This is a genomic window from Bacteroides sp. f07 (genome assembly GCF_042854785.1).
Taxonomy (GTDB): Bacteria; Bacteroidota; Bacteroidia; order Bacteroidales; family Bacteroidaceae; genus Bacteroides.
Window position 1 is genome coordinate 684,645 of sequence record NZ_BAABXI010000001.1, and the last position, 23,872, is coordinate 708,516.

The 23,872-nt window shown below is 41.6% G+C and carries 26 protein-coding genes, 1 tRNA gene and 1 pseudogene; 12 read left to right on the forward strand and 16 right to left on the reverse strand.

Going from position 1 to position 23,872, the window contains the following annotated elements; genetic code table 11:
• Window positions 1-7: 7 nt before the first annotated feature.
• Window positions 8-961 (reverse strand): glycosyltransferase family 2 protein, encoded by a 954-nt coding sequence (locus ACGHVY_RS02810; RefSeq protein WP_390596988.1) that lies wholly within the window; start codon window positions 959-961, stop codon window positions 8-10.
• A gap of 29 nt (window positions 962-990) precedes the next feature.
• Window positions 991-1,548, reverse strand: coding sequence for a DUF4199 domain-containing protein (locus ACGHVY_RS02815; RefSeq protein WP_308747356.1), 558 nt, complete (start codon window positions 1,546-1,548; stop codon window positions 991-993).
• 308 nt (window positions 1,549-1,856) lie between these two features.
• On the opposite strand from ACGHVY_RS02815, the gene ACGHVY_RS02820 reads away from it, so the two are divergent.
• Window positions 1,857-1,930 (forward strand) — tRNA-Thr (locus tag ACGHVY_RS02820).
• Between the two features lie 155 nt (window positions 1,931-2,085).
• Here the strand turns inward: ACGHVY_RS02820 and ACGHVY_RS02825 are convergent.
• The 10 genes from ACGHVY_RS02825 to ACGHVY_RS02870 all read right to left on the reverse strand — a co-directional run bounded on the left by ACGHVY_RS02825 (window position 2,086) and on the right by ACGHVY_RS02870 (window position 9,540).
• Window positions 2,086-2,715, reverse strand: a complete 630-nt coding sequence (locus tag ACGHVY_RS02825) for a hypothetical protein (RefSeq protein WP_390596990.1) — start codon at window positions 2,713-2,715, stop codon at window positions 2,086-2,088.
• A 25-nt stretch (window positions 2,716-2,740) separates the two neighbouring features.
• Window positions 2,741-3,169 (reverse strand): hypothetical protein, encoded by a 429-nt coding sequence (locus tag ACGHVY_RS02830; RefSeq protein WP_390596992.1) that lies wholly within the window; start codon window positions 3,167-3,169, stop codon window positions 2,741-2,743.
• A gap of 8 nt (window positions 3,170-3,177) precedes the next feature.
• Window positions 3,178-3,585 carry a hypothetical protein gene (locus ACGHVY_RS02835; protein ID WP_390596994.1) on the reverse strand — a complete coding sequence of 136 codons (408 nt, stop codon included), beginning with the start codon at window positions 3,583-3,585 and terminating at the stop codon, window positions 3,178-3,180.
• A complete protein-coding gene (locus ACGHVY_RS02840; RefSeq protein ID WP_390596996.1) occupies window positions 3,582-4,145 on the reverse strand; it encodes an RNA polymerase sigma factor in 564 nt (187 codons plus the stop codon). The genes ACGHVY_RS02835 and ACGHVY_RS02840 overlap by 4 nt, the downstream gene beginning before the upstream one ends.
• A 395-nt stretch (window positions 4,146-4,540) precedes the next feature.
• Window positions 4,541-5,020, reverse strand: a complete 480-nt coding sequence (locus tag ACGHVY_RS02845) for a hypothetical protein (RefSeq protein ID WP_390596998.1) — start codon at window positions 5,018-5,020, stop codon at window positions 4,541-4,543.
• A gap of 346 nt (window positions 5,021-5,366) precedes the next feature.
• A complete protein-coding gene (gene eno / locus ACGHVY_RS02850; RefSeq protein WP_308746361.1) occupies window positions 5,367-6,647 on the reverse strand; it encodes a phosphopyruvate hydratase in 1,281 nt (426 codons plus the stop codon).
• A gap of 180 nt (window positions 6,648-6,827) precedes the next feature.
• Window positions 6,828-7,490, reverse strand: coding sequence for a pentapeptide repeat-containing protein (locus ACGHVY_RS02855; protein WP_390597000.1), 663 nt, complete (start codon window positions 7,488-7,490; stop codon window positions 6,828-6,830).
• Between the two features lie 30 nt (window positions 7,491-7,520).
• Window positions 7,521-7,898: a fluoride efflux transporter CrcB gene (crcB, locus tag ACGHVY_RS02860; RefSeq protein ID WP_308746363.1), complete on the reverse strand. Its 378-nt coding sequence runs from the start codon at window positions 7,896-7,898 to the stop codon at window positions 7,521-7,523.
• An 18-nt stretch (window positions 7,899-7,916) separates the two neighbouring features.
• Window positions 7,917-8,693 carry a hypothetical protein gene (locus ACGHVY_RS02865; protein WP_390597002.1) on the reverse strand — a complete coding sequence of 259 codons (777 nt, stop codon included), beginning with the start codon at window positions 8,691-8,693 and terminating at the stop codon, window positions 7,917-7,919.
• A 13-nt stretch (window positions 8,694-8,706) separates the two neighbouring features.
• Entirely contained in the window at window positions 8,707-9,540 is an 834-nt protein-coding gene (locus ACGHVY_RS02870; protein WP_308746365.1) for a M23 family peptidase, read from the reverse strand.
• A 190-nt stretch (window positions 9,541-9,730) separates the two neighbouring features.
• Here ACGHVY_RS02870 and ACGHVY_RS02875 point away from each other — a divergent pair.
• The 6 genes and pseudogenes from ACGHVY_RS02875 to ACGHVY_RS02900 all read left to right on the forward strand — a co-directional run.
• Window positions 9,731-9,964 (forward strand): annotated as a pseudogene (locus tag ACGHVY_RS02875) (glycoside hydrolase family 97 C-terminal domain-containing protein); the annotation flags it as partial.
• A 163-nt stretch (window positions 9,965-10,127) separates the two neighbouring features.
• Entirely contained in the window at window positions 10,128-11,537 is a 1,410-nt protein-coding gene (locus ACGHVY_RS02880) for an amidophosphoribosyltransferase (RefSeq protein ID WP_308746366.1), read from the forward strand.
• Between the two features lie 119 nt (window positions 11,538-11,656).
• Entirely contained in the window at window positions 11,657-12,880 is a 1,224-nt protein-coding gene (gene pepT, locus ACGHVY_RS02885) for a peptidase T (protein ID WP_390597005.1), read from the forward strand.
• 52 nt (window positions 12,881-12,932) lie between these two features.
• Window positions 12,933-14,018, forward strand: coding sequence for a glycine cleavage system aminomethyltransferase GcvT (gcvT, locus tag ACGHVY_RS02890; RefSeq protein WP_390597007.1), 1,086 nt, complete (start codon window positions 12,933-12,935; stop codon window positions 14,016-14,018).
• Window positions 14,019-14,171: 153 nt separating this feature from the next.
• A complete protein-coding gene (locus tag ACGHVY_RS02895) occupies window positions 14,172-16,445 on the forward strand; it encodes a cation:proton antiporter (RefSeq protein WP_390597009.1) in 2,274 nt (757 codons plus the stop codon).
• A 49-nt stretch (window positions 16,446-16,494) separates the two neighbouring features.
• Window positions 16,495-16,920: an HIT family protein gene (locus ACGHVY_RS02900; protein WP_390597011.1), complete on the forward strand. Its 426-nt coding sequence runs from the start codon at window positions 16,495-16,497 to the stop codon at window positions 16,918-16,920.
• A 148-nt stretch (window positions 16,921-17,068) separates the two neighbouring features.
• On the opposite strand, the gene ACGHVY_RS02905 is transcribed toward ACGHVY_RS02900, so the two are convergent.
• Together ACGHVY_RS02905 and pth are read right to left on the reverse strand one after the other, a co-directional pair.
• On the reverse strand, window positions 17,069-17,491 hold the full coding sequence (locus tag ACGHVY_RS02905; RefSeq protein ID WP_175630020.1) for an RNA-binding S4 domain-containing protein: 423 nt from the start codon (window positions 17,489-17,491) through the stop codon (window positions 17,069-17,071).
• A 103-nt stretch (window positions 17,492-17,594) separates the two neighbouring features.
• Window positions 17,595-18,161, reverse strand: coding sequence for an aminoacyl-tRNA hydrolase (gene pth / locus ACGHVY_RS02910; RefSeq protein ID WP_308746393.1), 567 nt, complete (start codon window positions 18,159-18,161; stop codon window positions 17,595-17,597).
• Window positions 18,162-18,419: 258 nt separating this feature from the next.
• Here pth and ACGHVY_RS02915 point away from each other — a divergent pair, with 258 nt between their 5' ends.
• Entirely contained in the window at window positions 18,420-19,583 is a 1,164-nt protein-coding gene (locus tag ACGHVY_RS02915) for an IS4 family transposase (protein WP_002561845.1), read from the forward strand.
• A gap of 51 nt (window positions 19,584-19,634) precedes the next feature.
• Here ACGHVY_RS02915 and ACGHVY_RS02920 read toward each other — a convergent pair whose 3' ends face one another.
• Window positions 19,635-20,225, reverse strand: coding sequence for a 50S ribosomal protein L25/general stress protein Ctc (locus tag ACGHVY_RS02920; protein ID WP_390597013.1), 591 nt, complete (start codon window positions 20,223-20,225; stop codon window positions 19,635-19,637).
• A 137-nt stretch (window positions 20,226-20,362) separates the two neighbouring features.
• Entirely contained in the window at window positions 20,363-20,764 is a 402-nt protein-coding gene (locus tag ACGHVY_RS02925; RefSeq protein ID WP_308746372.1) for a PUR family DNA/RNA-binding protein, read from the reverse strand.
• Between the two features lie 168 nt (window positions 20,765-20,932).
• Here ACGHVY_RS02925 and nusB point away from each other — a divergent pair, with 168 nt between their 5' ends.
• From nusB to coaE, 4 genes are read left to right on the forward strand one after another with little or no spacing between them, the layout of a single operon-like run.
• On the forward strand, window positions 20,933-21,859 hold the full coding sequence (gene nusB / locus ACGHVY_RS02930; protein WP_308746373.1) for a transcription antitermination factor NusB: 927 nt from the start codon (window positions 20,933-20,935) through the stop codon (window positions 21,857-21,859).
• A 39-nt stretch (window positions 21,860-21,898) separates the two neighbouring features.
• Complete coding sequence (gene yajC, locus ACGHVY_RS02935) at window positions 21,899-22,222, forward strand: preprotein translocase subunit YajC (protein ID WP_308746374.1); 324 nt, start codon at window positions 21,899-21,901, stop codon at window positions 22,220-22,222.
• Window positions 22,223-22,243: 21 nt separating this feature from the next.
• Window positions 22,244-23,257: a YbbR-like domain-containing protein gene (locus ACGHVY_RS02940; protein ID WP_308746375.1), complete on the forward strand. Its 1,014-nt coding sequence runs from the start codon at window positions 22,244-22,246 to the stop codon at window positions 23,255-23,257.
• Entirely contained in the window at window positions 23,247-23,864 is a 618-nt protein-coding gene (gene coaE, locus ACGHVY_RS02945; protein WP_390597016.1) for a dephospho-CoA kinase, read from the forward strand. Before ACGHVY_RS02940 ends, coaE begins: the two co-directional genes overlap by 11 nt.
• Window positions 23,865-23,872 lie beyond the last annotated feature (8 nt).

Genomic DNA, 23,872 nt, shown 5'->3' on the forward strand with positions numbered 1-23,872 from the left:
ATGTGAATCAAATTTTCTTTTCTATCTGATAGTTGTTCCGTTCCGGTGCGTTGCGCGAGATTAGTTCGCCAAGGAATCCGGCAAGGAACAATTGCGTACCTATAATCATTGCCGTGAGTGACAGATAAAAATAGGGAGAGTCGGTCACCAGTCGGTAGGGCAGACCATTGGACATGGCATATAGCTTGCTGGCGCCTACAACGGCCACTGATATGAATCCGATAAAGAACATCAGCGAACCTAATAAACCGAAGAAATGCATCGGCTTGATTCCGAACTTGGAAAGGAACCAGAGGGAAATCAAGTCCAGATAGCCGTTGAAGAAACGGTTCCAGCCACCGAATTTGGTAGAGCCAAACTTACGTGCCTGATGATGGACAGCCTTTTCACCGATTTTCTTGAATCCGGCATTCTTTGCCAGATAGGGGATGTAACGGTGCATTTCACCGTACACTTCGATGTGTTTTACGACATCTTTGCGATATGCTTTCAGTCCGCAGTTAAAATCGTGCAGGTTTTTGATGCCCGACACTTTGCGTGCGGTTGCGTTGAATAACTTCGTTGGTAACGTTTTTGATAGCGGGTCATATCTTTTTTGTTTCCAGCCGGATACGAGATCATAACCATCCTGGGTTATCATCCGGTAGAGTTCTGGAATTTCGTCCGGGCTGTCCTGCAGGTCTGCATCCATCGTGATAACTACGTCACCCTGAGCTTCGGCAAATCCGCAGTAGAGTGCGGGAGATTTACCATAGTTGCGACGGAATTTGATTCCTTTTACGTGTTCTGATTGTGCTTTGAGCTTTTCTATCACTTCCCATGAGCGGTCAGTGCTTCCGTCATTAACGAAAATCACTTCGAATGAGAATCCGTTGGCTTGCATTACCCGTTCTATCCAAGCGTAGAGTTCGGGTAGTGACTCTTCTTCATTGAATAATGGGACTACAACTGATATATCCATCTTTTTACTTCTAAATTACGAATTACAAGTTACGATTGTGAAGGCTCGTCGTTCTCAGGTTTGGCTCTTTTCATCACCATCAATGCAGTAGGGATGGCGAGGATACTTCCCCAAAATACATCCCATGACAATAGCTGCATGGTTATATTAATGGAATTGAGTGAACGGACACTGTCTATCGTTTCTTTTATAATCTCTTTGCTTTCTATCAAGGCGGGGGTGTTGGCCATCAATTCGTCCCATAGCTGGGTATAGGAATTAATGATAAATCCGTGGTCGATAAACTGGAAATAGATATAGTGTGCCACGGCTACCAGTAAGGACGCGAACATATACATGAAGATGCTGAAGAGAACGGCATGTGAGAACTGGATGCTTCCTCCGCATATTTTGTCCCGATACATTTTTGTATAGTGGTAACCGATGAATGGTACGGCTAATGTCAGGATTATAAATAGGAAAGAAAAGAAAGGAATACGAAATCCCAATGGAAATAGTATGAATTTCAATATCCAATAGACTCCCATATACGTGCCAAAGTGCATGGCATATTTCTGTAAATAGATTCTGTTTTCTGTCATCTTTATTTCTAAATTGCGCACAAAGGTACAAATAATATCGGTTGGTAGAGGGAATATGGTTGTTAAAGTTAATAAAGCAAGGGAAGTTGCCGCCTAAGATTTTTTTTATACTTTTAATTGCTTGAAATGTAGATGGTTAGTTGTTCTGTGTGAAAAAAGTTATCTTTAGCTATTGCAGAATCCATAAAAATGCCTACCTTTGCAACCGCAAAACGGGTAAGTCCTATACGGCCAGCTCCCTTCGAATCCTCCAGGGCTTGATCGCAGCAAAGGTAGTTGGTTGTAGCGGCGCGATATAGATAGCTTACCCACCCGCCTCTTTAGCTCAGTTGGCCAGAGCACGTGATTTGTAATCTCGGGGTCGTTGGTTCGAATCCGACAAGAGGCTCAAAATTGAAGAAGAAAAGCATTCAGGTATTTGCCCGGATGCTTTTTTATATATTCGCATAGTATCGAAAACAGTTCCGAAATGACCAGTTCGGAACTGTGTATTTTGGAAGTGTATAAGCTGTTGATCGTGAATTTTTTATCTATTTTTTTTACCTATCGAGTACACCTGTATAATTTTACAAAGGCTCCTAAAATTGTTAGAATGATTAGTAATGTAACTCCGAATGCCCAATAATTGATAACCCGTGATTCTGCGTGAAGGGTGTAATTGTCTGTCAGGAGCCGGAAACCATCTATTTTCCAAATGGCTGAATTGTTATTTAGTGTTCTTGCATTGGAAGAAAGTAGTATGCTGGGCATTGACAACTCAAATTGTATGGAGTTATAGAGCACTTCGGCAATTTTGATTTTTTCCTCGCCCATATTATTCATGGCTTCTTTATTCTTTAGATAAAGCTCTGAATAGTATTTTGTTTGGTAGATTTTATCAAAAATATTACAGAGAACATCTATTTGGGCATCTCCCCAAGTGTCTTGGGTGGAGAAGTGGTTTTTATAAACTGCTTCTTTTGATTCGTCCAAACGGTATATATTGGTTGTGTCGCCCTGCGCCAAAATGAAATCACGAATTACTTCCCAGTTGATTTCGTATTGGCTACGGCTATACCATTCTCCGAATTTGCTTTCGATTCCGTTCAGTTTATCTTTCAGTTCCATTCCACTTAGCCCGTTGTAAGCACTGTTATCTCCGCAAAACCAAATGATTTGCTCTTTTTTATTCATGTAATTACTGAGGGGGACAGGCCCTTTATCCATAAGTTCTTTGTAGGTGGCGGTATATGTATAATAGGTATAAAACCACCTGAAGTTTTTTTTCACTCGTTCTGTGGGTATGGCTAAGGGATACATATATTTTTTTTCCTTTTGTGACGGAAAAGTATTCTCCATCTACAACCGGTAGTTTTCTGCAAACTTTTACGTTCAGTTTTTCTTTCTCCCCCCAGAAGTCGAATTTGATGGCAGAGTCCAGCTTTACTATTTGCCAGCCTGCATCTATTTGAAACATATATGGATTGTGATTCTTATCTCCTGCGATGAAAGCGGAATCACCTCGCGCATAGACTTCCCTGTATATACTTCCGTCACTTCCTATCTGCGAAGTCATTCGGTAATTGGTGCCACAAGAAACTGTACCGAGTAGCAACAATGCTGCTATGAATAAATGATTAGTTTTCATATCCTAATTTATTTAGAACGGTTTTCTTTGATTAACTGGTTAATGCGCGTCTGCCGGTGTTGCCGATGTCGCGTGAATTGAGAGGACAGATAATTATTTTTCTCCTGAAGTCCCATCTCTTTCCAATTCTCCGGTAATGAGAATGAAGTACTGTTTTGCCAATCTCCATATTCATTTTGTTGAGGTATGGGAGAAAGATAGGCGTCGTTTATAAACAGTAGGAGCAACACTGCGGCAGCAAGTCCTGACAGCCAGGCGCCAATCAGAAACTTTTTCCTTCCGGGGTTTGAACGGGACGGGGATGGAGAGATGCTATTCAGAATAGCTGTTGTCAACTCTTCCGGGTTCTTCAATATTGGCTGTTTGTTTTTGAGTTCGGACAGCCATTTTTCATATTGTTTATCTTCTTGTTTCATAAGTCAGGGTCTATTTGATTCATTTTATTACGTATATTCTTCCGTGCCAGATACAAGGTACTCTTTATCTTTTCCGGGGATAATCCTGTGATACTCTGAACTTCCGTCACTTCCAGCTCTTCGACATCCCGAAGCATGAAAACTACTTTCTGTTGTGCGGGCGGTTCGTCAGTATAGCGCAATATCAATTCTTTCAACTGTTTGTTGGCGAGTGATATTTCAATATTGTCGTTTGAAGGAATATTTGCTGAATCAGAAAAAGAAGATTCTTTGTCCAAAGGTGAATGGCTTAATGAACGTAAACGGTCGTGACAAGCATTGCAGGTGATTTTATAAAGCCAGGTAGAAAAGCGCTTTTCTCTATCATATGATTTCAGTGATAGCCAGACTTTGACAAATGTTTCCTGCGTTATATCTTTTGCTTCATCCTCATCGCAAAGTAACCGGAAAGAAAGCCGGAATACTAATGACTGGAATTCGGAAACCAAACGACCAAATGCTTCTTTATCGTCCTGTCGACTCCGGTCTACCAACTTCTGTATTTCTTCCTGATTTATCATTATTTATCCTTGTATATAATATGATACGTAATAAAAGACTTCCGGTCGTTTACGGATTATCAAATATGCGAAAAAATATGAGACTCTATGGCTTGTCTCTTAGGATGTCGTGTATGATTAGGCTGTAGTGAAGGAATGTTGTTTCTTTAATTAGGAAATGTTGATTTTTATTTGTTACTTTCTATGAAACAAATCATTTAAGTGAAGAATATGAGAAGGATAGAATTGATCGAAACATTGAAGGATGTATTAAAACGTGCGGTTCCGAATGCACAGGCTTAGTTGAGGATTAGTCGAAGATTTTAAAAACGTTATGTTATAAAGAGGATGACAATACATCCTCTTTTATAAGTGATTATTTTCTTTCTTATTTTACTTATGCATTCAGGTGTCCGCTATTCTTCCGGATTACATGAATGTGCTGGATAGGATTTAAGTAAATGCGTCACATTGGATAAATGCTGATGCAGTATTCCTTGAATTTGCTTGATAATATTGCTATTGCCGGATAGAAAAATAATGAATTGTAGTTGAGCGGCAATTTCCTGATTGGTTTGTTTGCGTACTTTGCTGTCTATATCGTTTTGCATTAGATAAATGCCTAAGGCTTTTTGGATATCCGATATTCCTTTGTCCCATTCGTGGTCGCCTAGCGTTTGGATAAAACTGTAATATTGTTTAAGTTTGCTGCATAGCTTCTTTAAGATAGTGTACTCCTTATCAATAGAGAGGTGACTACCTGTTGAACGTATCATTGTAGACATTTGTAAATAATACGTTTTCATTTCTTTTTCAGAACAGAATTGGGACAAGATGTACTGGTTCATGATTCCTGATGTCTCTTCCTGAACGTTTTTTGTTTGACTGTTTTCCATAATCCTAAAATTTAAAAGATGAATAATAGATTGATGGGAGAGTGGAAGAGCTAAAAGAAAGCGGTTTCGCCTATCCCATTGTCTAACATACACGGCGGCAGGTTTAGAGGTGCATTAACACTCCCTATGGGGGTACGAAACCGCCATATAGGAAATTACATACGAGCATAAAAATGCCCGCTGCAACAATAGGCAGGTTTCCCCGCCGCCAAAATATATTAGACGTTGCAAATGTAGTTATTATTTTTTCAAATCTATCAAATAAGTAGAGAAATAATTTTGCAAAAAAAGAGAGGATGGATTACAATTGAATCCACCCTCTCTCATCTTTATTATAAGAATCTATTTACTTAATTCTCTTATATCCATATACTGCCAAATCGCCAAGCTCTTCTTCAATGCGGAGTAACTGATTGTACTTAGCCATACGATCCGAACGGCTCAAAGAACCAGTTTTGATTTGTCCGCTGTTGGTAGCTACTGCGATGTCGGCGATAGTAGCGTCTTCCGTTTCACCGGAACGGTGGGAAGTAACGGTAGTATAGCCGTGGCGGTGAGCCATTTCGATAGCGTTCAAGGTTTCTGTCAGTGAACCGATCTGGTTTACTTTAATCAGGATAGAGTTGGCACAACCTTTTTCGATACCCATTGCAAGGAAATCGACGTTTGTCACGAACAGGTCGTCACCTACCAACTGGCAGCGGTTGCCGATGCGTTCGGTCAGTTTCTTCCAGCCGTCCCAGTCGTTTTCGCTCATACCGTCTTCGATAGAGTCGATAGGATATTTGTTGATTAGTTCTTCCAAGTAGTTGATTTGCTCTTCGGCGGTACGCTTCTTGCCTTTCTCGCCTTCAAATTTGGTGTAGTCGTAAATACCGTCGTGGTAGAATTCGGAAGAAGCGCAGTCCATACCGATCATTACGTCTTTGCCCGGTTCGTAACCTGCTGCTTTGATAGCGGCAAGGATAGAGTTCAGGGCGTCTTCCGTACCTTCCAAGTTAGGAGCGAAACCACCTTCGTCACCTACGGCAGTGCTAAGGCCACGGTCTTTCAGAACTTTCTTCAATGCATGGAATACTTCAGCACCCATACGCAAACCTTCTCTGAAAGAAGGAGCACCTACCGGGCGAATCATAAATTCCTGGAATGCGATAGGAGCATCGCTATGTGAACCGCCGTTGATAATGTTCATCATCGGTACGGGCATTACATAGGTGTTTGTTCCACCGATATAGCGGTATAAAGGAAGATCCAGATAATTGGCGGCAGCTTTGGCTACGGCAAGAGATACGCCGAGGATAGCGTTGGCGCCTAAGTTTGATTTAGTCTTAGTGCCATCCAGTGCCAGCATTGCGTAGTCGATTCCTCTCTGATTGAGTGAAGACATTCCGACCAACTTCGGAGCAATGATTTTATTTACATTGTCAACCGCTTTTTGTACACCTTTTCCACCATAGCGTTGTTTGTCACCGTCGCGAAGCTCCAATGCTTCGTGTTCACCTGTGGAAGCACCCGACGGCACTGATGCGCGTCCCATGATGCCTGATTCCAATACTACGTCAACTTCTACTGTGGGGTTACCTCTTGAATCGAGAATTTCTCGAGCTACAATTTTTTCAATTTTCATCGTTTCTATTGTTTTTGAATAAGATTTCTGCAAAAGTACGGACTTGACGGCGAGTGGAAAATCACTATAAATAGGTATTCTTTTTATACCTGTTCCCTATATGTCGTTAGTCCGACCTTATTATATAACAACGGGACGATGCTTTTTGTTTGAGTATAATGAAACGAATTTGGCAGGATTTTAATCTTCGATAATAACACTTAATAGCGGAAGCAGATCCATTGCTTGCATGGAGGTAATGACAGCTCCTTTCAGGTCGCTAATATTGAGCGTGATTCCACTGATACGGGAAGTGCGCAAGTCTATTCCGCGAAGCGGAGCGTGCGAAAAGTCAGCTTCCACCAGGTCGCAATTGTCAAAAGCTACTGATGAAAAGCGGCAGTCGTTCAGACTCCCGTTCCGAAGCAGGCTGTGTGCAAAGCGTACCTGATTCATTTTGCTCATGGCGAGGTTGATATATCCTGCATTGCAGTCGTGCAGCAGGACGTGGTTCATGGTTGTCTCGGACAAATTGGTTCCTAATAGTTTGCAAGAGACAAACTCTACCCGGTAAAGAGCGCTTCCGGAAAAGGATATGTTTGATAAATCGCAATTCTCGAAACGCACATCGGTCAGTTGGGAAGAGCGGAACTTGCACTCGCTGAATGTCTGATGCTGAAATGTGCAGTTCTTGAAGCTCTTGTAAGATTTGTCGATACCTTCCTCTCTTCCTTTGCGGAACAGAAGATGGGATACTGTTTCTTCTCTGTCGAGCCATTCCTCTAAGGTGCGCATACTGATTTCCTGTTCTTCCATCATGGGAGGGACTACGCGGACGGGTTTTGTAGAGTTTCTTTTTATCATGCCGCAAAGATAGCTTTTATATTCGGATATTTAAATTTGCTTTCCCATATATCCGCCACCCAGTGCGGCAGCCAGCCCTATTCCTATACTTAATAAGGTATATAGAATGAATGTCCCGTAAAATTCTCCTTTCAGCAGACCTATGCCGTCACTGGAGAACGTAGAGAAGGTAGTAAAACCACCGCACAGTCCCGTTGTCAAGAACAGGCGTACTTCGAAAGGAAGATGAAACCGTTCCGAAAGTGCATAAAACAGGCCGATAAGAAAACTGCCGAGAAGATTGACGGTGAACGTCGCCCATGGGAAATGATAAGGCACAATCCGCTCGTGCATAAACAACTGGACGCAATAGCGCAACGCGCTACCGGTGCCGCCGCCGATAAAGATATAGATGATTTCTTTACTCATTTGGTTTTAACATTTGCATTATTTGTAGGCCGCTTCAAAATCTTTTTCGAATTGCCGGAAGCCGCCGGGGTAGACGCAGTCTATCCGTTCGGAAACAGTCGACAGGTCGTCTTTGTTTTGCAAGGAAGCGATGAGCTTCTTCAATATATCTCTGGGGACTGTTTCTATCCAGAATGTGACAAGTGCGTGTGCGAGAATATATGAATATTGCTCGTCGGTTGCCTGCCGTTTCATAAACTTGCCGTATCCGCTATTCATAAATGTAGGGAGATCGATTTCTCCCAACATATACATCGTGCGGATTCTCCCTTGCTCATATTCGGTGAAGGTGTGGCGGAGACCCTTCTTCGTTATCTTGCAATGCTCGAAGTATTCTGACAGTCCTTCGTTGAGCCAACTGGGAGGAAATCTGCCAAGAATTTGCCGGACAAAGTGGTGGCTAAGTTCGTGGTAAATAATGGCAAGGCTTCTTTCCCGTCCTTTTTCCCGTCCCAGTATGATTGCCTTCTGCAGTTTGGGCGAATATATGCCTGCCGCTTTGAATGGCAGGGATATGTTTACGCTTTCAAGATACTCCATGGCCTCTTTTTTATCCTCGAATACATGCAGTTGAAGGGTCAGCGTATCGGGCAGTCCGAATTGTGTGTAGAAATTGACTTCATAACTGATGAATTGCTCGATATTCCGCCGGTCTTTCTCGGGAAGCGGGTCGCCGGCATATTCTATTTGTACAGTCTGTGCATCGAGCAAACTGCAAAAGAACAAAAAAGAAAAGAGAAGAGAAAGTGTGCGCATGATGATGTTGCTGTTATTTCTGGTTTTTATGTTTCATATATTTCTTTTTGTCGCGTTTGGTCATATCCTGTGTGATAAGTTCATCGTCGATGACAGCCTGATAGATTGTCTTTTCTTTGAGCTTGATGTCTCCTTCTGTTGTACGGAATACCGGAGCAAAGTGGGAGTAAGGATACCCCGAGGATTCTCCGCCTTTGAACTTGTTCTCATCCAGAAAGAAAAATGAGATGGAAACTCTTGAAGATCCGGCTTTTCCGACGGGTTGTCCTACTTGTACTTCCTCGCCCGGTTGAATGAAATTTTCGTTCATCACGAGATAAGCCGCAAACGTCTGGTCGGGATGATAGATTAGCAGTTGCCGTGGATTGGCTGTCGTACAGGCTATTCCGCTGCGGGTTGCATAAATGGTATCGCCTTCTTTTATACGGAAGTTGAGTGTTTTTAGAGGTTCTCGCGGGTCGGTTTGCCAACCTGTCTTTTGTCCGTCCTTCACGGGGAGGGCATAAGGAGTGTTGATTTGGAAATCTTTGGGGAACTTGCCGCGGTAGTATCTGTAAGTGGATGAACTTTTGAACGGATTCTCGAACGGTGTGTTCTTTTCTATTTTGAATATTGTATTTTTCCCGGGAGTCAGATTGTAGGAACGGTCGTTCATGCGATATAGATAATAGTCGCAATAATCTTTGTTATAGTAATTGAGTTCCCTGCCGCCTTGTACATTTGTTTCCCATTTTGATTCGATGATTCCGAATGGTTGTTCCATTAATTTTCGTAAGGACTGGGCGGATATATGACAAGCGGACAGTGTGAATACGAATAAGAGGGTGGATTTAAGGTGCTGTGCCATAACTTGAATAATATAAAATGTGCTATTTTTAGAAAATAAGTAATTACTCGCAAATATAAGAAGAAACAGTGATATGTGAATGTAATTATTCTGCTTTATTCGACAAGACTACTCTATTTTTTCTTCACTGGGACTGGAAATGAAAAATGATCCGGGGTTAATGAATGGACTTGCTTTGGCAGACACTAAAACTTCTACTTTTGTACTCGACTTCCTTGAACCGGGGAAACAGTATGTGGCTACACTTTATGAAGATGGTAAAGATGCTGGCTATGAAAGGAATCCGACTTTTTATCAAATAAAGAGAGGAATTGTAACCGCGGGAAACCGAATCTCCGCGAAACTCGCCCGTAGCGGTGGATTTGCATTGAGTTTGATTGGGACAACTCCGGGCGACAAGAAGTTAATAAAGAAATGGAAATAAGATTCAGGTAAGAGGATTGTTTTTCGAAACCACCTTTTTAATAAAAATTAGTTGTTGTCCCGCGAAGAAATCTAAAACTTTGCGGGGCTCTTTTTTTATCAGACGGATTCTTTTTTGTACTTTTGCGCATCTTTTTTAAAACATCATCAATAAAGAGAACGACATGGGAGGTTTTTTCGGAACAGTCTCGAAAACTAGTTGCGTGACTGATTTATTCTACGGTACAGATTATAACTCACATCTGGGTACGAAGCGGGGTGGACTCGCTACATATAGTAAGGAAAAAGGGTTTATCCGTTCCATTCACAATTTGGAAAGTACTTACTTCCGAACCAAGTTCGAAGGAGAACTGGACAAGTTTAAAGGAAACGCCGGCATCGGCATCATCAGTGACACAGATGCACAACCTATTATTATCAACTCTCACCTCGGGCGCTTCGCCATTATCACCGTCGCAAAAATAGTCAATATCCAGCAACTGGAAGACGAACTCCTCAATCAGAATATGCACTTCGCCGAACTTAGTTCGAGCAGCACCAATCAAACGGAACTTATCGCATTGCTTCTTATACAAGGCAGAAACTTTGTTGAAGGCATCGAAAATGTGTTCAAGCACATCAAAGGTTCTTGTTCCATGCTTATTCTGACGGAAGACGGAAGTATCATTGCCGCACGTGACCAATGGGGACGTACTCCCATTGTAATCGGTAAGAAGGACGGTGCTTATGCGGCAACAAGCGAATCATCCAGTTTCCCGAATTTGGATTATGAGATTGAGAAGTATTTAGGTCCCGGTGAAATAGTCCGTATGTATGACGATCATATCGAGCAGCTTCGTGAACCGAATGAGGATATGCAGATTTGTTCGTTCCTATGGGTATATTACGGTTTCCCGACTTCTTGCTATGAGGGCAAGAATGTAGAAGAAGTCCGTTTCACAAGCGGATTGAAGATGGGGCAGACGGATAAGTCGGAAGTTGATTGCGCCTGTGGTATCCCTGATTCGGGAGTAGGTATGGCTTTAGGATATGCGGAAGGTAAGGGAGTTCCCTATCACCGTGCCATCTCTAAATATACACCGACATGGCCTCGCAGTTTTACACCCAGCAACCAGGAAATGCGTTCGCTGGTCGCTAAGATGAAATTGATTCCGAACCGTGCGATGCTTCAGGGAAAACGTCTGTTGTTTTGTGACGATTCAATCGTCCGCGGTACGCAGCTACGTGACAATGTGAAGATTTTGTATGATTATGGAGCAAAAGAGGTGCATATGCGTATCGCTTGTCCACCGTTGATTTATGCTTGCCCGTTTGTGGGATTCTCTGCTTCCAAGAATGCGCTGGAATTGATAACCCGCCGCATTATCAAGGAACTGGAAGGTGACGAAAATAAGAATCTGGAGAAATATGCCACTACCGGTTCTCCCGAATATGAAAAGATGGTCAGTATCATTGCCGAACGTTTCGGCCTGTCTTCTTTGAAGTTCAATACGCTGGAAACACTGATTGAAGCTATCGGATTGCCCAAATGTAAAGTGTGTACACATTGCTTTGATGGCAGTAGCCACTTTTAAAAAAGATTATACAATAAAAAAGAGCCGTGAATTGCTTTGTAATTCACGGCTCTTTTTTTACCTTTACGGCATTGTAAACTATCAAATAGTAAGTAGTAAATCGTTAAATCGTAAATAAAATGACTTTAGTAGACAGATTTTTAAAGTACGTAAGCTTCGATACGCAATCTGACGAATCGACAGGGCTTACTCCCAGTACTCCGAAACAGATGATATTCGCCGAATATCTGAAAGCGGAACTGGAATCTTTGGGATTGGAAGATATTACTTTGGATGAGCATGGCTATCTTTTTGCCACGCTTCCCGCCAATATAGATAAGGAAGTGCCGACTGTCGGATTTATCGCTCATATGGATACTAGTCCCGATATGAGCGGTAAGGATGTAACTCCGCGCATTGTCGAAAAGTACGACGGTTCGGATATCGTGCTTTGTGCTGAAGAGAATATAATCCTTTCTCCTGTACAATTTCCGGAATTGCTGGAGCATAAAGGGGAAGATTTGATTGTTACCAACGGAAAGACTTTGCTTGGCGCTGACGATAAAGCAGGTATTGCAGAAATCATATCGGCAGTGGTTTATCTGAAGGAACATCCCGAAATCAAACATGGAAAGATCCGTATCGGTTTCAATCCGGATGAAGAAATCGGTGAGGGTGCTCATAAGTTCGATGTAGAGAAATTCGGCTGTGAGTGGGGATATACAATGGATGGTGGTGAAGTAGGGGAGCTGGAGTTTGAAAACTTCAATGCTGCTGCCGCTAAGATTACCTTTAAGGGACGTAATGTGCATCCGGGATATGCCAAGGACAAGATGATTAATTCTATCTATCTTGCCAATCGGTTTATCACCATGCTGCCTGCACAGGAAAGACCAGAACATACTACCGGATATGAAGGTTTTTATCATCTGATAGGTATCCAGGGTGAAGTGGAGCAAAGCACTGTTTCTTATATCATCCGCGACCATGACCGTGCAAAATTTGAAGACCGTAAGAAAGAAATGGAACGTCTGGTTGCTCTGATGAATGAGGAATATGGGGCAGGTACGGTAACTCTCGAACTGCGCGACCAATATTATAATATGCGTGAGAAGATAGAACCGGTAATGCATATCATCGATACTGCTTTTGCCGCAATGGAAGCTGTTGGCGTGAAGCCGAACGTGAAACCGATTCGTGGTGGTACGGACGGTGCGCAACTTTCTTTCAAAGGGTTGCCTTGTCCGAATATTTTTGCCGGCGGGTTGAATTTCCACGGACGTTATGAATTCGTTCCTGTTCAGAATATGGAAAAGGCTATGAAAGTCATTGTGAAGATTGCCGAACTGGTGGCTTCCAGATAAGATTTCGTAGTCAGGTATCGCTAATACTTAAAACTTAATACTTAAAAAGAATATGAAAACCACTCCGTTTACAGAGAAGCACATAGCACTCGGTGCTAAAATGCATGAATTTGCAGGTTATAATATGCCTATTGAATACTCCGGCATCATTGACGAACATCTCACGGTTTGCCAGAATGTCGGTGTGTTTGATGTGTCCCATATGGGAGAATTTTGGGTGAAAGGTCCGAATGCATTGGCCTTTCTTCAAAAAGTGACTTCCAATAATGTGGCAGCGCTTACTCCAGGCAAGATACAATATACTTGTTTTCCTAATGAAGAAGGCGGTATTGTAGATGACTTGCTGGTGTATCAGTATGAACCGGAAAAATATATGTTGGTAGTCAACGCTGCCAATATGGAGAAAGACTGGAACTGGTGCGTTTCCCATAATACGGAAGGTGCGGAGCTGGAAAACTCTTCTGATAATATCGGTCAGCTTGCCGTGCAAGGTCCGAAAGCAATTCTTGCTTTGCAGAAATTGACGGATATTGATTTGTCCGCTATTCCGTATTATACGTTTAAAGTAGGGAAGTTTGCGGGCGTAGAGAATGTTATTATCTCCAATACGGGGTATACAGGGGCAGGTGGTTTCGAACTTTATTTCTATCCGGATGCTGCCGACACTATCTGGAAGGCTGTTTTCGAAGCGGGGGAAGAGTTTGGTATCAAGCCTATCGGCTTGGGGGCTCGTGATACACTCCGATTGGAAATGGGATTCTGCCTGTACGGTAATGATTTGGATGACACAACTTCTCCGATAGAAGCCGGATTGGGATGGATTACCAAGTTTGTAGAAGGTAAGGATTTTATCAACCGCCCCATGCTGGAGAAACAGAAAGCGGAGGGAACTACCCGCAAGTTGGTCGGTTTTGAAATGATTGACCGGGGAATTCCTCGTCATGGCTATGAACTCGTAAATCCGGAAGGGGAGAAGATTGGAGTAGTGACTTCGGGGACTATGTCGCCTACCCGCAAAATCGGTATCGGTATGGGATATGTGAAGCCTGAATATAGCAAGCCGGGTATGGAAATCTGTATTGACATGCGCGGACGGAAATTAAAAGCAGTAATAGTAAAACCACCTTTCAGAAAATAAGATTTGAATTCATCTTGTTTGATTCAGCCCCGGATAAGGTCGGAACTTATCCGGGGCTGGTTGATTTTATGCCGGCTATTATAAAACATATCCGTTAATATGTTGTTTATACCGTAGATTTATTATAATTTTGTCATCAAATACGATGAAATAATGTCTCAATTACCTACTCTTATAGCCGACCTTGCACTGATACTGATATGTGCAGGTATTATGACTTTATTGTTTAAGAAGTTGAAGCAACCTCTAGTTTTGGGATATGTCGTTGCCGGTTTTCTGGCAAGTCCGCATATGCCTTATACACCTTCTGTAATGGATGCCGCGAATATCAAAACATGGGCGGATATAGGTGTCATCTTTCTGCTGTTTGCTCTTGGACTGGAATTTAGCTTTAAGAAGATTGTCAAAGTGGGCGGTTCTGCTATTATTGCTGCCTGTACTATAATCTTCTGTATGATTTTGCTGGGAATAGGTGTAGGTATGGGCTTCGGATGGCATCGGATGGATAGTTTGTTCCTGGGAGGTATGATTGCGATGTCTTCTACTACGATAATTTATAAGGCGTTCGATGATCTTGGATTAAGGAAAAAGCAATTTACCGGGTTGGTGCTGAGTATCCTGATTTTGGAGGATATTCTCGCTATTGTGTTGATGGTGATGCTTTCTACTATGGCGGTGAGCCACAATTTTGAAGGTACGGAGATGTTGGAGAGTATCGGCAAATTAGTATTCTTCCTTATCTTGTGGTTTGTGGTCGGTATCTATCTGATTCCGGAATTTTTGAAACGTTGCCGCAAGTTGATGGGGGAAGAGACTTTGCTTATCGTATCACTGGCACTTTGCTTCGGTATGGTGGTGATGGCTGCCAATACAGGATTCTCTGCTGCATTCGGCGCATTTATCATGGGTTCTATCCTGGCAGAAACAATTGAAGCGGAATCCATAGACCGGTTGGTGAAACCAGTGAAAGACTTGTTTGGAGCTATCTTTTTCGTGTCGGTGGGCATGATGGTCGATCCTGCAATGATTATAGAATATGCCGTACCTATCATTGTCATTACTCTGGCTGTTATTTTGGGACAGTCTGTCTTCGGCACTTTTGGAGTGATACTTTCCGGAAAACCTTTGAAGACAGCTATGCAGTGCGGATTTAGTTTGACGCAGATTGGTGAGTTCGCCTTTATTATAGCATCTTTGGGAGTCTCTTTGCATGTGACGAGCGACTTTCTGTATCCGATAGTGGTGGCGGTTTCCGTCATTACTACTTTTCTTACTCCTTATATGATTCGCCTTGCCGAACCCGCTTCTTCTTTTGTGGATGCCCATCTTCCCGCTTCGTGGCGGAAACTTCTGATGCGCTACTCTTCCGGGTCGCAGACTGCGCTCAACCATGAGAATTTGTGGAAGAAGCTGATATTGGCGATGGTGCGCATTACGGTGGTTTATTCTATTGTCAGTATATCGATTATCGCGCTTTCTTTCCGCTTTGTCGTACCTTTCTTTAGGGAGAATCTGCCGCATTTTTGGGCGTCGTTGCTTGGAGCAGTGTTTATCATTCTTTGTATTGCTCCTTTCTTACGGGCTATTATGGTGAAGAAAAATCATTCGGCGGAGTTTATGACTTTGTGGCATGATAGCCGGGCTAATCGTGCTCCTTTGGTGTCGACAATCGTTATCCGTATTATGATAGCGGCACTCTTTGTCATTTTTGTTATTTCCGGCTTGTTCAAGGCGTCTATCGGGTTGGTTATCGGAGTTGCTGTGCTTGTTGTGCTGTTGATGGTATGGTCGCGCCGCTTGAAAAAGCAATCCATATTGATTGAGCGTCGTTTTTTTCAGAATCTTCGTTCCAGAGATGTACGTGCGGAATATCTGGGAGAGAAAAAGCCGGAATACGCCGGACGTTTATTGTCGCATGACCTGCATCTTGCGGATATGGAAATTCCGGGAGAATCCAACTGGGCGGGTAAGACATTGTTGGAATTGAATCTGGGAAAGAAGTTTGGCGTTCATGTCGCTTCCATTCTTCGGGGAAAAAGACGGATAAATATTCCGGGTGGTTCTGTACGTCTGTTTCCGATGGATAAGATACAGGTGATAGGAACGGATGAACAATTGAATGTATTCAATGAAGCGATGCAGAATGGGGCGAAGATAGACTGGGAGGTATATGAAAAGAGTGAGATGGCTCTGAAGCAGTTTATCATTGATAGTGATTCTGTTTTTGGGGGTAAGACTATTCGTGAATCGGGTATCCGGGATAAATATCATTGCATGATAGCTGGGGTGGAAAGTGAAGACGGGACATTAATGGTTCCCGATGTAAATGCACCGCTCAAAGAAGGTGACGTGGTTTGGGTAGTAGGCGAAAAAGAGAATGTGTACCAATTAGTCAATCAAAAAAACGAAAAAGTACAAGTGGGATAAGAATGGAATCCTTATTTTTGTGCCGGTAAAAACTTAAAATAATAATATCATGAAGAGCGATCCGAAAGAATGTCTGTATTGCCAGAATAATGAGACGCTGCATAATCTGATGATTGAGATTGCGCAGTTGAGTGTGTCACATGTATTCCTGTTTAAGGAACAAACATATCGTGGGCGTTGCCTTGTTGCATACAAGGATCATGTGAATGATTTGAATGAATTGAGTGATGAAGACCGTAATGCTTTTATGGCTGATGTAGCACGTGTTACCCGTGCCATGCAAAAGGCTTTCCAGCCGGAGAAGATAAATTATGGCGCTTATTCTGATAAACTGTCTCATTTGCATTTTCACTTAGCACCGAAATATGTGGATGGTCCTGATTATGGCGGCATATTCCAAATGAATCCGGGGAAAGTCTACTTGACGGATGAAGAGTATCAGGAGTTGATTGATGCTGTAAAAGTGTATCTGTAAATGATACTTTGTTTGATGACAGAATAATTTCTTTTTAGACATAGGAACAAAAGATGAAACTGCAGTAGTTTAATGAACAGTAGAAATAATTTTCTAAGCGCAGCCTTTATGTTCTTTTGCTCTTATGTCTAAATCAGATTCCCATTTGCTATTCTTCACTATCAAAATCGAAATCAAAGTCGAAATCATCCAAAAATTCAGGAGTGGTAAACTCTTCCAATTCCCGACGGTCTTTTTTGGTAGGACGTCCTGTTCCACGTGCACGGTCTATGAATCCGCTGATTTTGCTCATCTCCAATAGTTCGTACTGGTCGGGAGTAGTCACATTTTCCATCATTTCCGGTACAAGCTTTGCGCCTATACGCTTTTCTATCGCTTGCAATACTTTGAAGGAGTAGGTGATGGGAGGCTTTTTCACTTGAATGACATCCCCCGGTTTCACCATGCGGGCTGCTTTGACCAGGGAGCCATTTATGGTGACACGTCCTTTCTTGCAAGCTTCTGCTGCAATCGTGCGTGTTTTGAAGATGCGGACAGCCCACATCCATTTATCTATTCTTGCTTCAGCCATTTTTTTATTAATGATTAGTTATTTAGTGATAAGTGATTAACGGGTAGTGGTTGGTAAGCGATTAACAGGCTAATCTTTAATCACTAATCATTAACCACTATCTTCATTTCTTGTTGAATTGGTTCATCGTGATGTCGATGCCGGCCAGGCAGAAACTCTTGATAATCTCTCCTGCCGTTTCCAGTCTTTCGCTCATGGTTTTCCAGTCTTCATCGGTGAAGTGTCCGAGTACATAATCAATCTGTCCGCCGCGTGGAAAATCGTTTCCGATGCCAAAACGCAGACGGGCATAGTTTTGAGTACCTAAGGTGGCGGCGATATGCTTCAATCCATTATGTCCGGCATCACTTCCTTTGCCTTTCAAGCGTAACGTACCGAAGGGAAGAGCCAAGTCATCCACTACAATCAATACGTTCTCCAATGGAATGTTTTCTTTCTGCATCCAGTAACGGACAGCCAATCCGCTCAGGTTCATAAAAGTCGACGGTTTAAGTAGTGTCAACTGTCGTCCTTTGACAGAGAAGCTGGTGGTGAATCCATAGCGTCCGTCGATGAAAGGAGGCGCATTATTGGTTCTGGCCAATGCTTCTACCGTCATGAATCCGATATTATGCCGGGTTTCGTGATACTCAGGGCCAATATTTCCCAATCCGACAATTAAATATTTTATCATTGCTTTTCGGTAAAACAGTTCGTTAATATAGAAAGAGAAACGCAGATTAATACAAATTAATGCAGACTGAATATCTGCTTTAATCTGCATTAATCTGCGTTTGCAGTATATCTCTTTTTACAGGGATAATCATTACTGTCCCGTAAAAGTGGATAAATAGTTCTTTGAAATAATTGAAATATAGTCTATTAGATACTACTTTTTAGGCGCGACGATTTGAAATCATACCTTTGAGGTCAATTAAGGTGACCTCAAATGAACCAAGATAAATATGTTTTCGCTCAGTTAGTAGAATTCTTGAACAATGATAAGTTCAGAAGACTTGTAGACAAGTATGATGGCAATCGTTATGTGAAACATTTCACTTGCTGGAGTCAGTTACTTGCAATGATGTTCGGTCAACTCAGTAATCGTGAAAGTCTTCGTGACTTGATTGTAGCTTTGGAAGCACATCAAGGAAAGCGTTATCATTTGGGATTGGGTCGTGAGCCCATTGCCAAAACTACGCTTGCATCTGCCAATCAGAATCGGGATTACAGAATCTTCGAAGATTTTGCTTTCTATATGATGAAGGAAGCATGTGAAAAACGATCGACTCACATCTTGGATATTCCAGGAAGGAAGTATGCGTTTGATTCCACTACGATTCCTTTATGTTTGGCTACATTCCCTTGGGCGAAGTTCCGTAAGAAAAAAGGTGGAGTTAAGGCTCATGTCCTTTATGACATAGAAGCACAACTTCCAGCCTTTTATACAGTAACTACAGCATCCAGGCATGATTCAACAGAAATGTCCGCAATTAATTATGAGCCAAATGCTTATTATATATTTGACAGAGCGTATGACTCGTTTAAAGAACTTTATCGGATTCATCTTACAGGTTCTTTCTTTGTAGTCAGAGCGAAGTCTAATCTGAAATGCAAGTTCTGTAAATGGAAGCGTAGAATGCCGAAGAATATCCTTTCAGATGCGGAAGTGAAACTGATAGGGTACACTTCTGAAAAGAAGTATCCTGAATCATTCAGAGTCATCCGTTTCTATGATGAAGAGGATGATCGTGAATTCACATTCCTGACGAATGCCAAACACATATCTGCACTTGATGTTGCCAATCTTTATAAGAAAAGATGGTTCGTGGAACTTTTCTTCAAATGGCTGAAACAACACCTTAAGATAAAAAGGTTCTGGGGTACTACCGAGAATGCGGTTCGAATACAGATTAGTGTTGCTATCATCACCTATTGTTTAGTAGCTATTGTCCAATATGATATGCAACTGAATCGTTCAACTTATGAGGTCTTGCAGATTCTTAGCATCTCATTAACAGATAAAACGCCTTTACAAGAGCTGTTTAATAAGACTAATTTCAATGATGTCAAAGAACAATTTAATCCCCTTATTCCGGGATTATTTGATTAATTAATAACTCGTCCCGATTTTAACGGGACACTAGTGAGGGATAATCTCAGATTACTTGCCAGCGGCTGCTGCTGCACCTCTTGCTGCACGAGTCAACTTAACAGCACATACAACGGCTTCTTTAGCATTGATCAGTTCAAGACCTTCGAAGCTCAGTTCGCCAACTTTAACAGTCTTACCCAGTCCCAGGTGAGAAACGTTAACAGTCAGTTTTTCAGGAATTACATTGTACAGAGCTTTCACTTTGAGCTTACGCATCTGCAATGCCAATTTACCACCGGCCTTAACACCTTCAGCAAGACCTTCCAACTGTACAGGAACTTCCATTACGATAGGTTTGGCTTCATCAATCTGATAGAAGTCAACGTGCAGGATAGTATCTTTTACCGGGTGGAACTGAATGTCTTTCAAGATAGCGTTTACTTTTTTACCATCGATATCCAGGTCTACTACGTAGATGTGCGGAGTATAAACCAGATTACGAAGACCTTCGTTGGTTACAGTGAAGTGAACAACTTCATTACCACCGTAAAGTACGCAAGGTACACCACCGTTCTTACGGATTTCTTTCAAAGCTCTTGCTTGTTCTGAAGAGCGTTCTGCAATAGTTCTTGCAGTTCCTTTTACTTCAATTGATTTCATTTCTTTAAAAAAATGTGTTACTCTAAATTAAGTTAGTTTGCTTAATTCACCATCACACGATGTGGATTATCACACGATGTTGCAAAAAAGCGGTGCAAAAGTACGTCTTTTTTTTGAATAATCAAAGATTTACTTTCTTAAAAATCGATGTCAATCTTGATTTCGCTCTCTAAATTGTCCTCTTGTACTTCTTCGGCAACTTTTTGCTCCCTTTCTCCGTCTGTTTTCTGGTTCAGGCGACCGGTGTAGTTGTTCATGGGGGCCTGGCTGATAAAGCCGATAGCTTCTGTCAGTCCATCCATAAACTTTTGGAAGTCTTCTTGATATAAGAAGATTTTGTGCTTCTCGAAACTAACCTGAGAATCATCACCTTCTCCCGTTATCACTTTCTTACTCTCTGTAATAGCCAGGAACATCTCATCTTTACGATTCTTTTTTACGTCGAGGTAGTAGATGCGTTTACCTGCTTTGATAGACTTGGAGAATACAATCTCTTTGTCATTCATGTCTGCGCTCATTTTCTTTTTTAAATCTTCCATGTCTTACGATCTGTTTATAATCGGCTTCAAAATTGGATATTTTTTTTAAACTGTCAAAAGAAAAAGCGCAGAGAATGAAATACTGCATTAAAAAATGTGATTTATTTGTGGAAACTCGCTAAAAATATCTACTTTTGCAGTTCGATAACAACAGTATTAAATTGAATTATGATCAACAGAGTTCTTATTCGTCTTAAGATTATACAGATAGTATATGCCTATTATCAGAATGGCAGCAAAAATCTAGACTCAGCGGAGAAAGAGTTATTCTTTAGTCTTTCAAAGGCGTATGACCTTTACAACTATTTGCTAATGCTGATGATAGCATTGACAGAGTATGCACAAAAGCGCATTGACGCGGCAAAAGCCAAACTGGCACCCACAGCCAAAGAGTTATATCCCAACACGAAGTTTGTGGACAATAAGTTTATTGCCCAGTTGGAAGTCAATAAGCAATTGTCCGAGTTTATAGCCAATCAGAAGAGAACTTGGGTGAACGACCAGGATTTCGTAAAAGAGCTCTACGAGAAAATTGTGGAAACCGATATCTATAAAGAGTATATGGCTTCTGATGACAAATCGTATGAGGCAGACCGTGAATTATGGAGAAAAATCTATAAGACATATATCTTTAATAATGATTCTCTCGATCAAGTATTGGAAGATCAGAGTTTGTATTGGAATGATGATAAGGAAATTGTAGATACATTCGTATTGAAGACAATCAAACGCTTTGACGAGAAGAAGGGTGCAAACCAGGAACTGCTTCCTGAATTTAAGGATGACGAAGACCAGGAATTCGCGCGTCGTCTGTTCCGGCGTACTATTCTGAATTCCGACTATTACCGCCACTTGGTAAGTGAGAATACAAAAAACTGGGATTTGGACCGTATTGCATTTATGGATGTTATTATTATGCAGACGGCATTGGCAGAAATTTTAAGTTTCCCGAACATTCCGGTCAGTGTTTCGTTAAATGAATATGTGGAAATTGCGAAGTTATATAGCACGGCCAAGAGCGGTAGCTTTATCAACGGAACATTGGATGGAATAGTTAATCAATTGAAAAAAGAAGGTAAGTTGGCCAAAAACTGATACCTTTGTATATATAATAGAAACTAAAACTGATTATTTATGAACGTATTGACTGTATTATTGCAAGCTCCAGCTGGTGCTGCCGGAGGTGGAAGTATGATGTGGATCATGCTGATAGCAATGTTTGTTATCATGTATTTCTTTATGATCCGTCCTCAAAATAAGAAGCAAAAAGAAATCGCTAATTTCCGTAAATCTCTGCAGGTAAATCAGAATGTGATTACTGCCGGTGGTATTCACGGAGTAATCAAAGAAATTACAGACGACTATATCGTGCTTGAGATTGCTTCTAACGTGAAGATTAAAATAGATAAGAATTCTATTTTTGCAGACGCTTCAGCGGCTAGCAATCAATCTAAGTAAATAGTTGGTAAGGAAATGCCTATGTTTGATCGTAGGAAAATAAGGTATACGTATTTAAAACTATCTAAGAGAATTAAGGATTTTCTGCTCAGTGATAAGAGCAGGGAGTTCTTAATTTTTTTATTTTTCTTCCTGATAGCCGGTGGATTTTGGTTGCTTCAGACATTGAATAATGATTATGAGGCGGAATTTTCTATTCCGGTGCGGATTAAAGACCTTCCCAATAACGTAGTGCTGACTTCGGAACCTCCTTCCGAACTTCGTGTCAGGGTGAAGGATAAAGGTACTGTTCTCCTTAATTATATGCTGGGAAAAAGTTTCTTTCCGGTAAATCTGAGTTTTCTTGATTATAAAGGAAAGAATAATCATGTGAAGATTTATGCATCTGATTTTGAGAAAAAGATATTGAGTCAGTTGAATGTGTCTTCCAAGATTCTTTCTATTAAACCCGATACATTGGATTATATTTATTCCGAAGGGAAATCCAAATTAGTACCTGTCCGCCTTCAAGGAAAAGTGACTGCCGGACTTCAATATTATGTGTCAGATACGATTTGCAGTCCTGACTCTGTATTGGTCTATGCTCCGGAGGGGATTTTGGATACGATAACCACTGCTTATACTCAGAAGATAAATCTGGAGAATATATCGGATACCACTCGCCGGAGAATTTCTTTGGCTTCGGAAAGAGGAGTGAAGTTTGTGCCGGGTTCGGTTGAAGTGACGTTTCCGGTGGATATATATACGGAGAAAACAGTGGAAGTTCCGTTGTATGGGATTAATTTTCCGGCGGATAAAGTATTGCGTGCTTTTCCTTCAAAAGTTCAGATTACTTTTCAGGTAGGGCTGAAGCGTTTCCGCAGTATAAAAGCGAGCGATTTTGTGATTAATGTTTCTTATGAGGAATTGCTTAAATTAGGCTCTGATAAATATACGGTCAAGTTGAAATCATTTCCGAGCGGCATCAATCAAATACGTATTGTGCCCGAACAAGTTGATTTTTTGATAGAACAAGTATCCTCTAATGGCGATTAAGATTGGTATAACCGGAGGCATCGGCAGCGGGAAAAGTGTAGTTTCAAGGTTGCTGGAAATAATGGGAATTCCTGTTTATATTTCTGATATAGAAGCGAAGCGTATCACGAATACCAATGAAGTGATTCGGCGGGAGCTTTGTGCCTTGGTCGGTCGGGAGGTGTTTCAGAATGGAGAACTGAACCGTCCTTTGCTGGCATCTTATATGTTCGGTCATCCGGAGCATGTAAAAGAAGTGAACGGAATCATTCATCCGCAAGTGAAGGAAGATTTTCGCCACTGGAGTGTCCGGCAGGAGAATAAACCATTGGTTGGCATGGAATCAGCCATTCTTATTGAAGCCGGTTTTAAGGATGAAGTCGATTTTCTGGTTGTGGTTTATGCGCCGTTGGAAATAAGGGTGGAGCGTGCCATAAAGCGCGATTGTTCATCAAGAGAACTGGTGATGAGACGTATCGAGGCTCAGATGAGCGATGAGGCTAAGAGGAGTCATGCTGATTTTGTGATTGTGAATGATGATGAAACACCGTTAATTCCACAGGTTTTAGAGCTTATTTCTTTGCTATCTAAAAATAATCATTACCTTTGCCCCGCAAAAAATAATTAATAAACAAA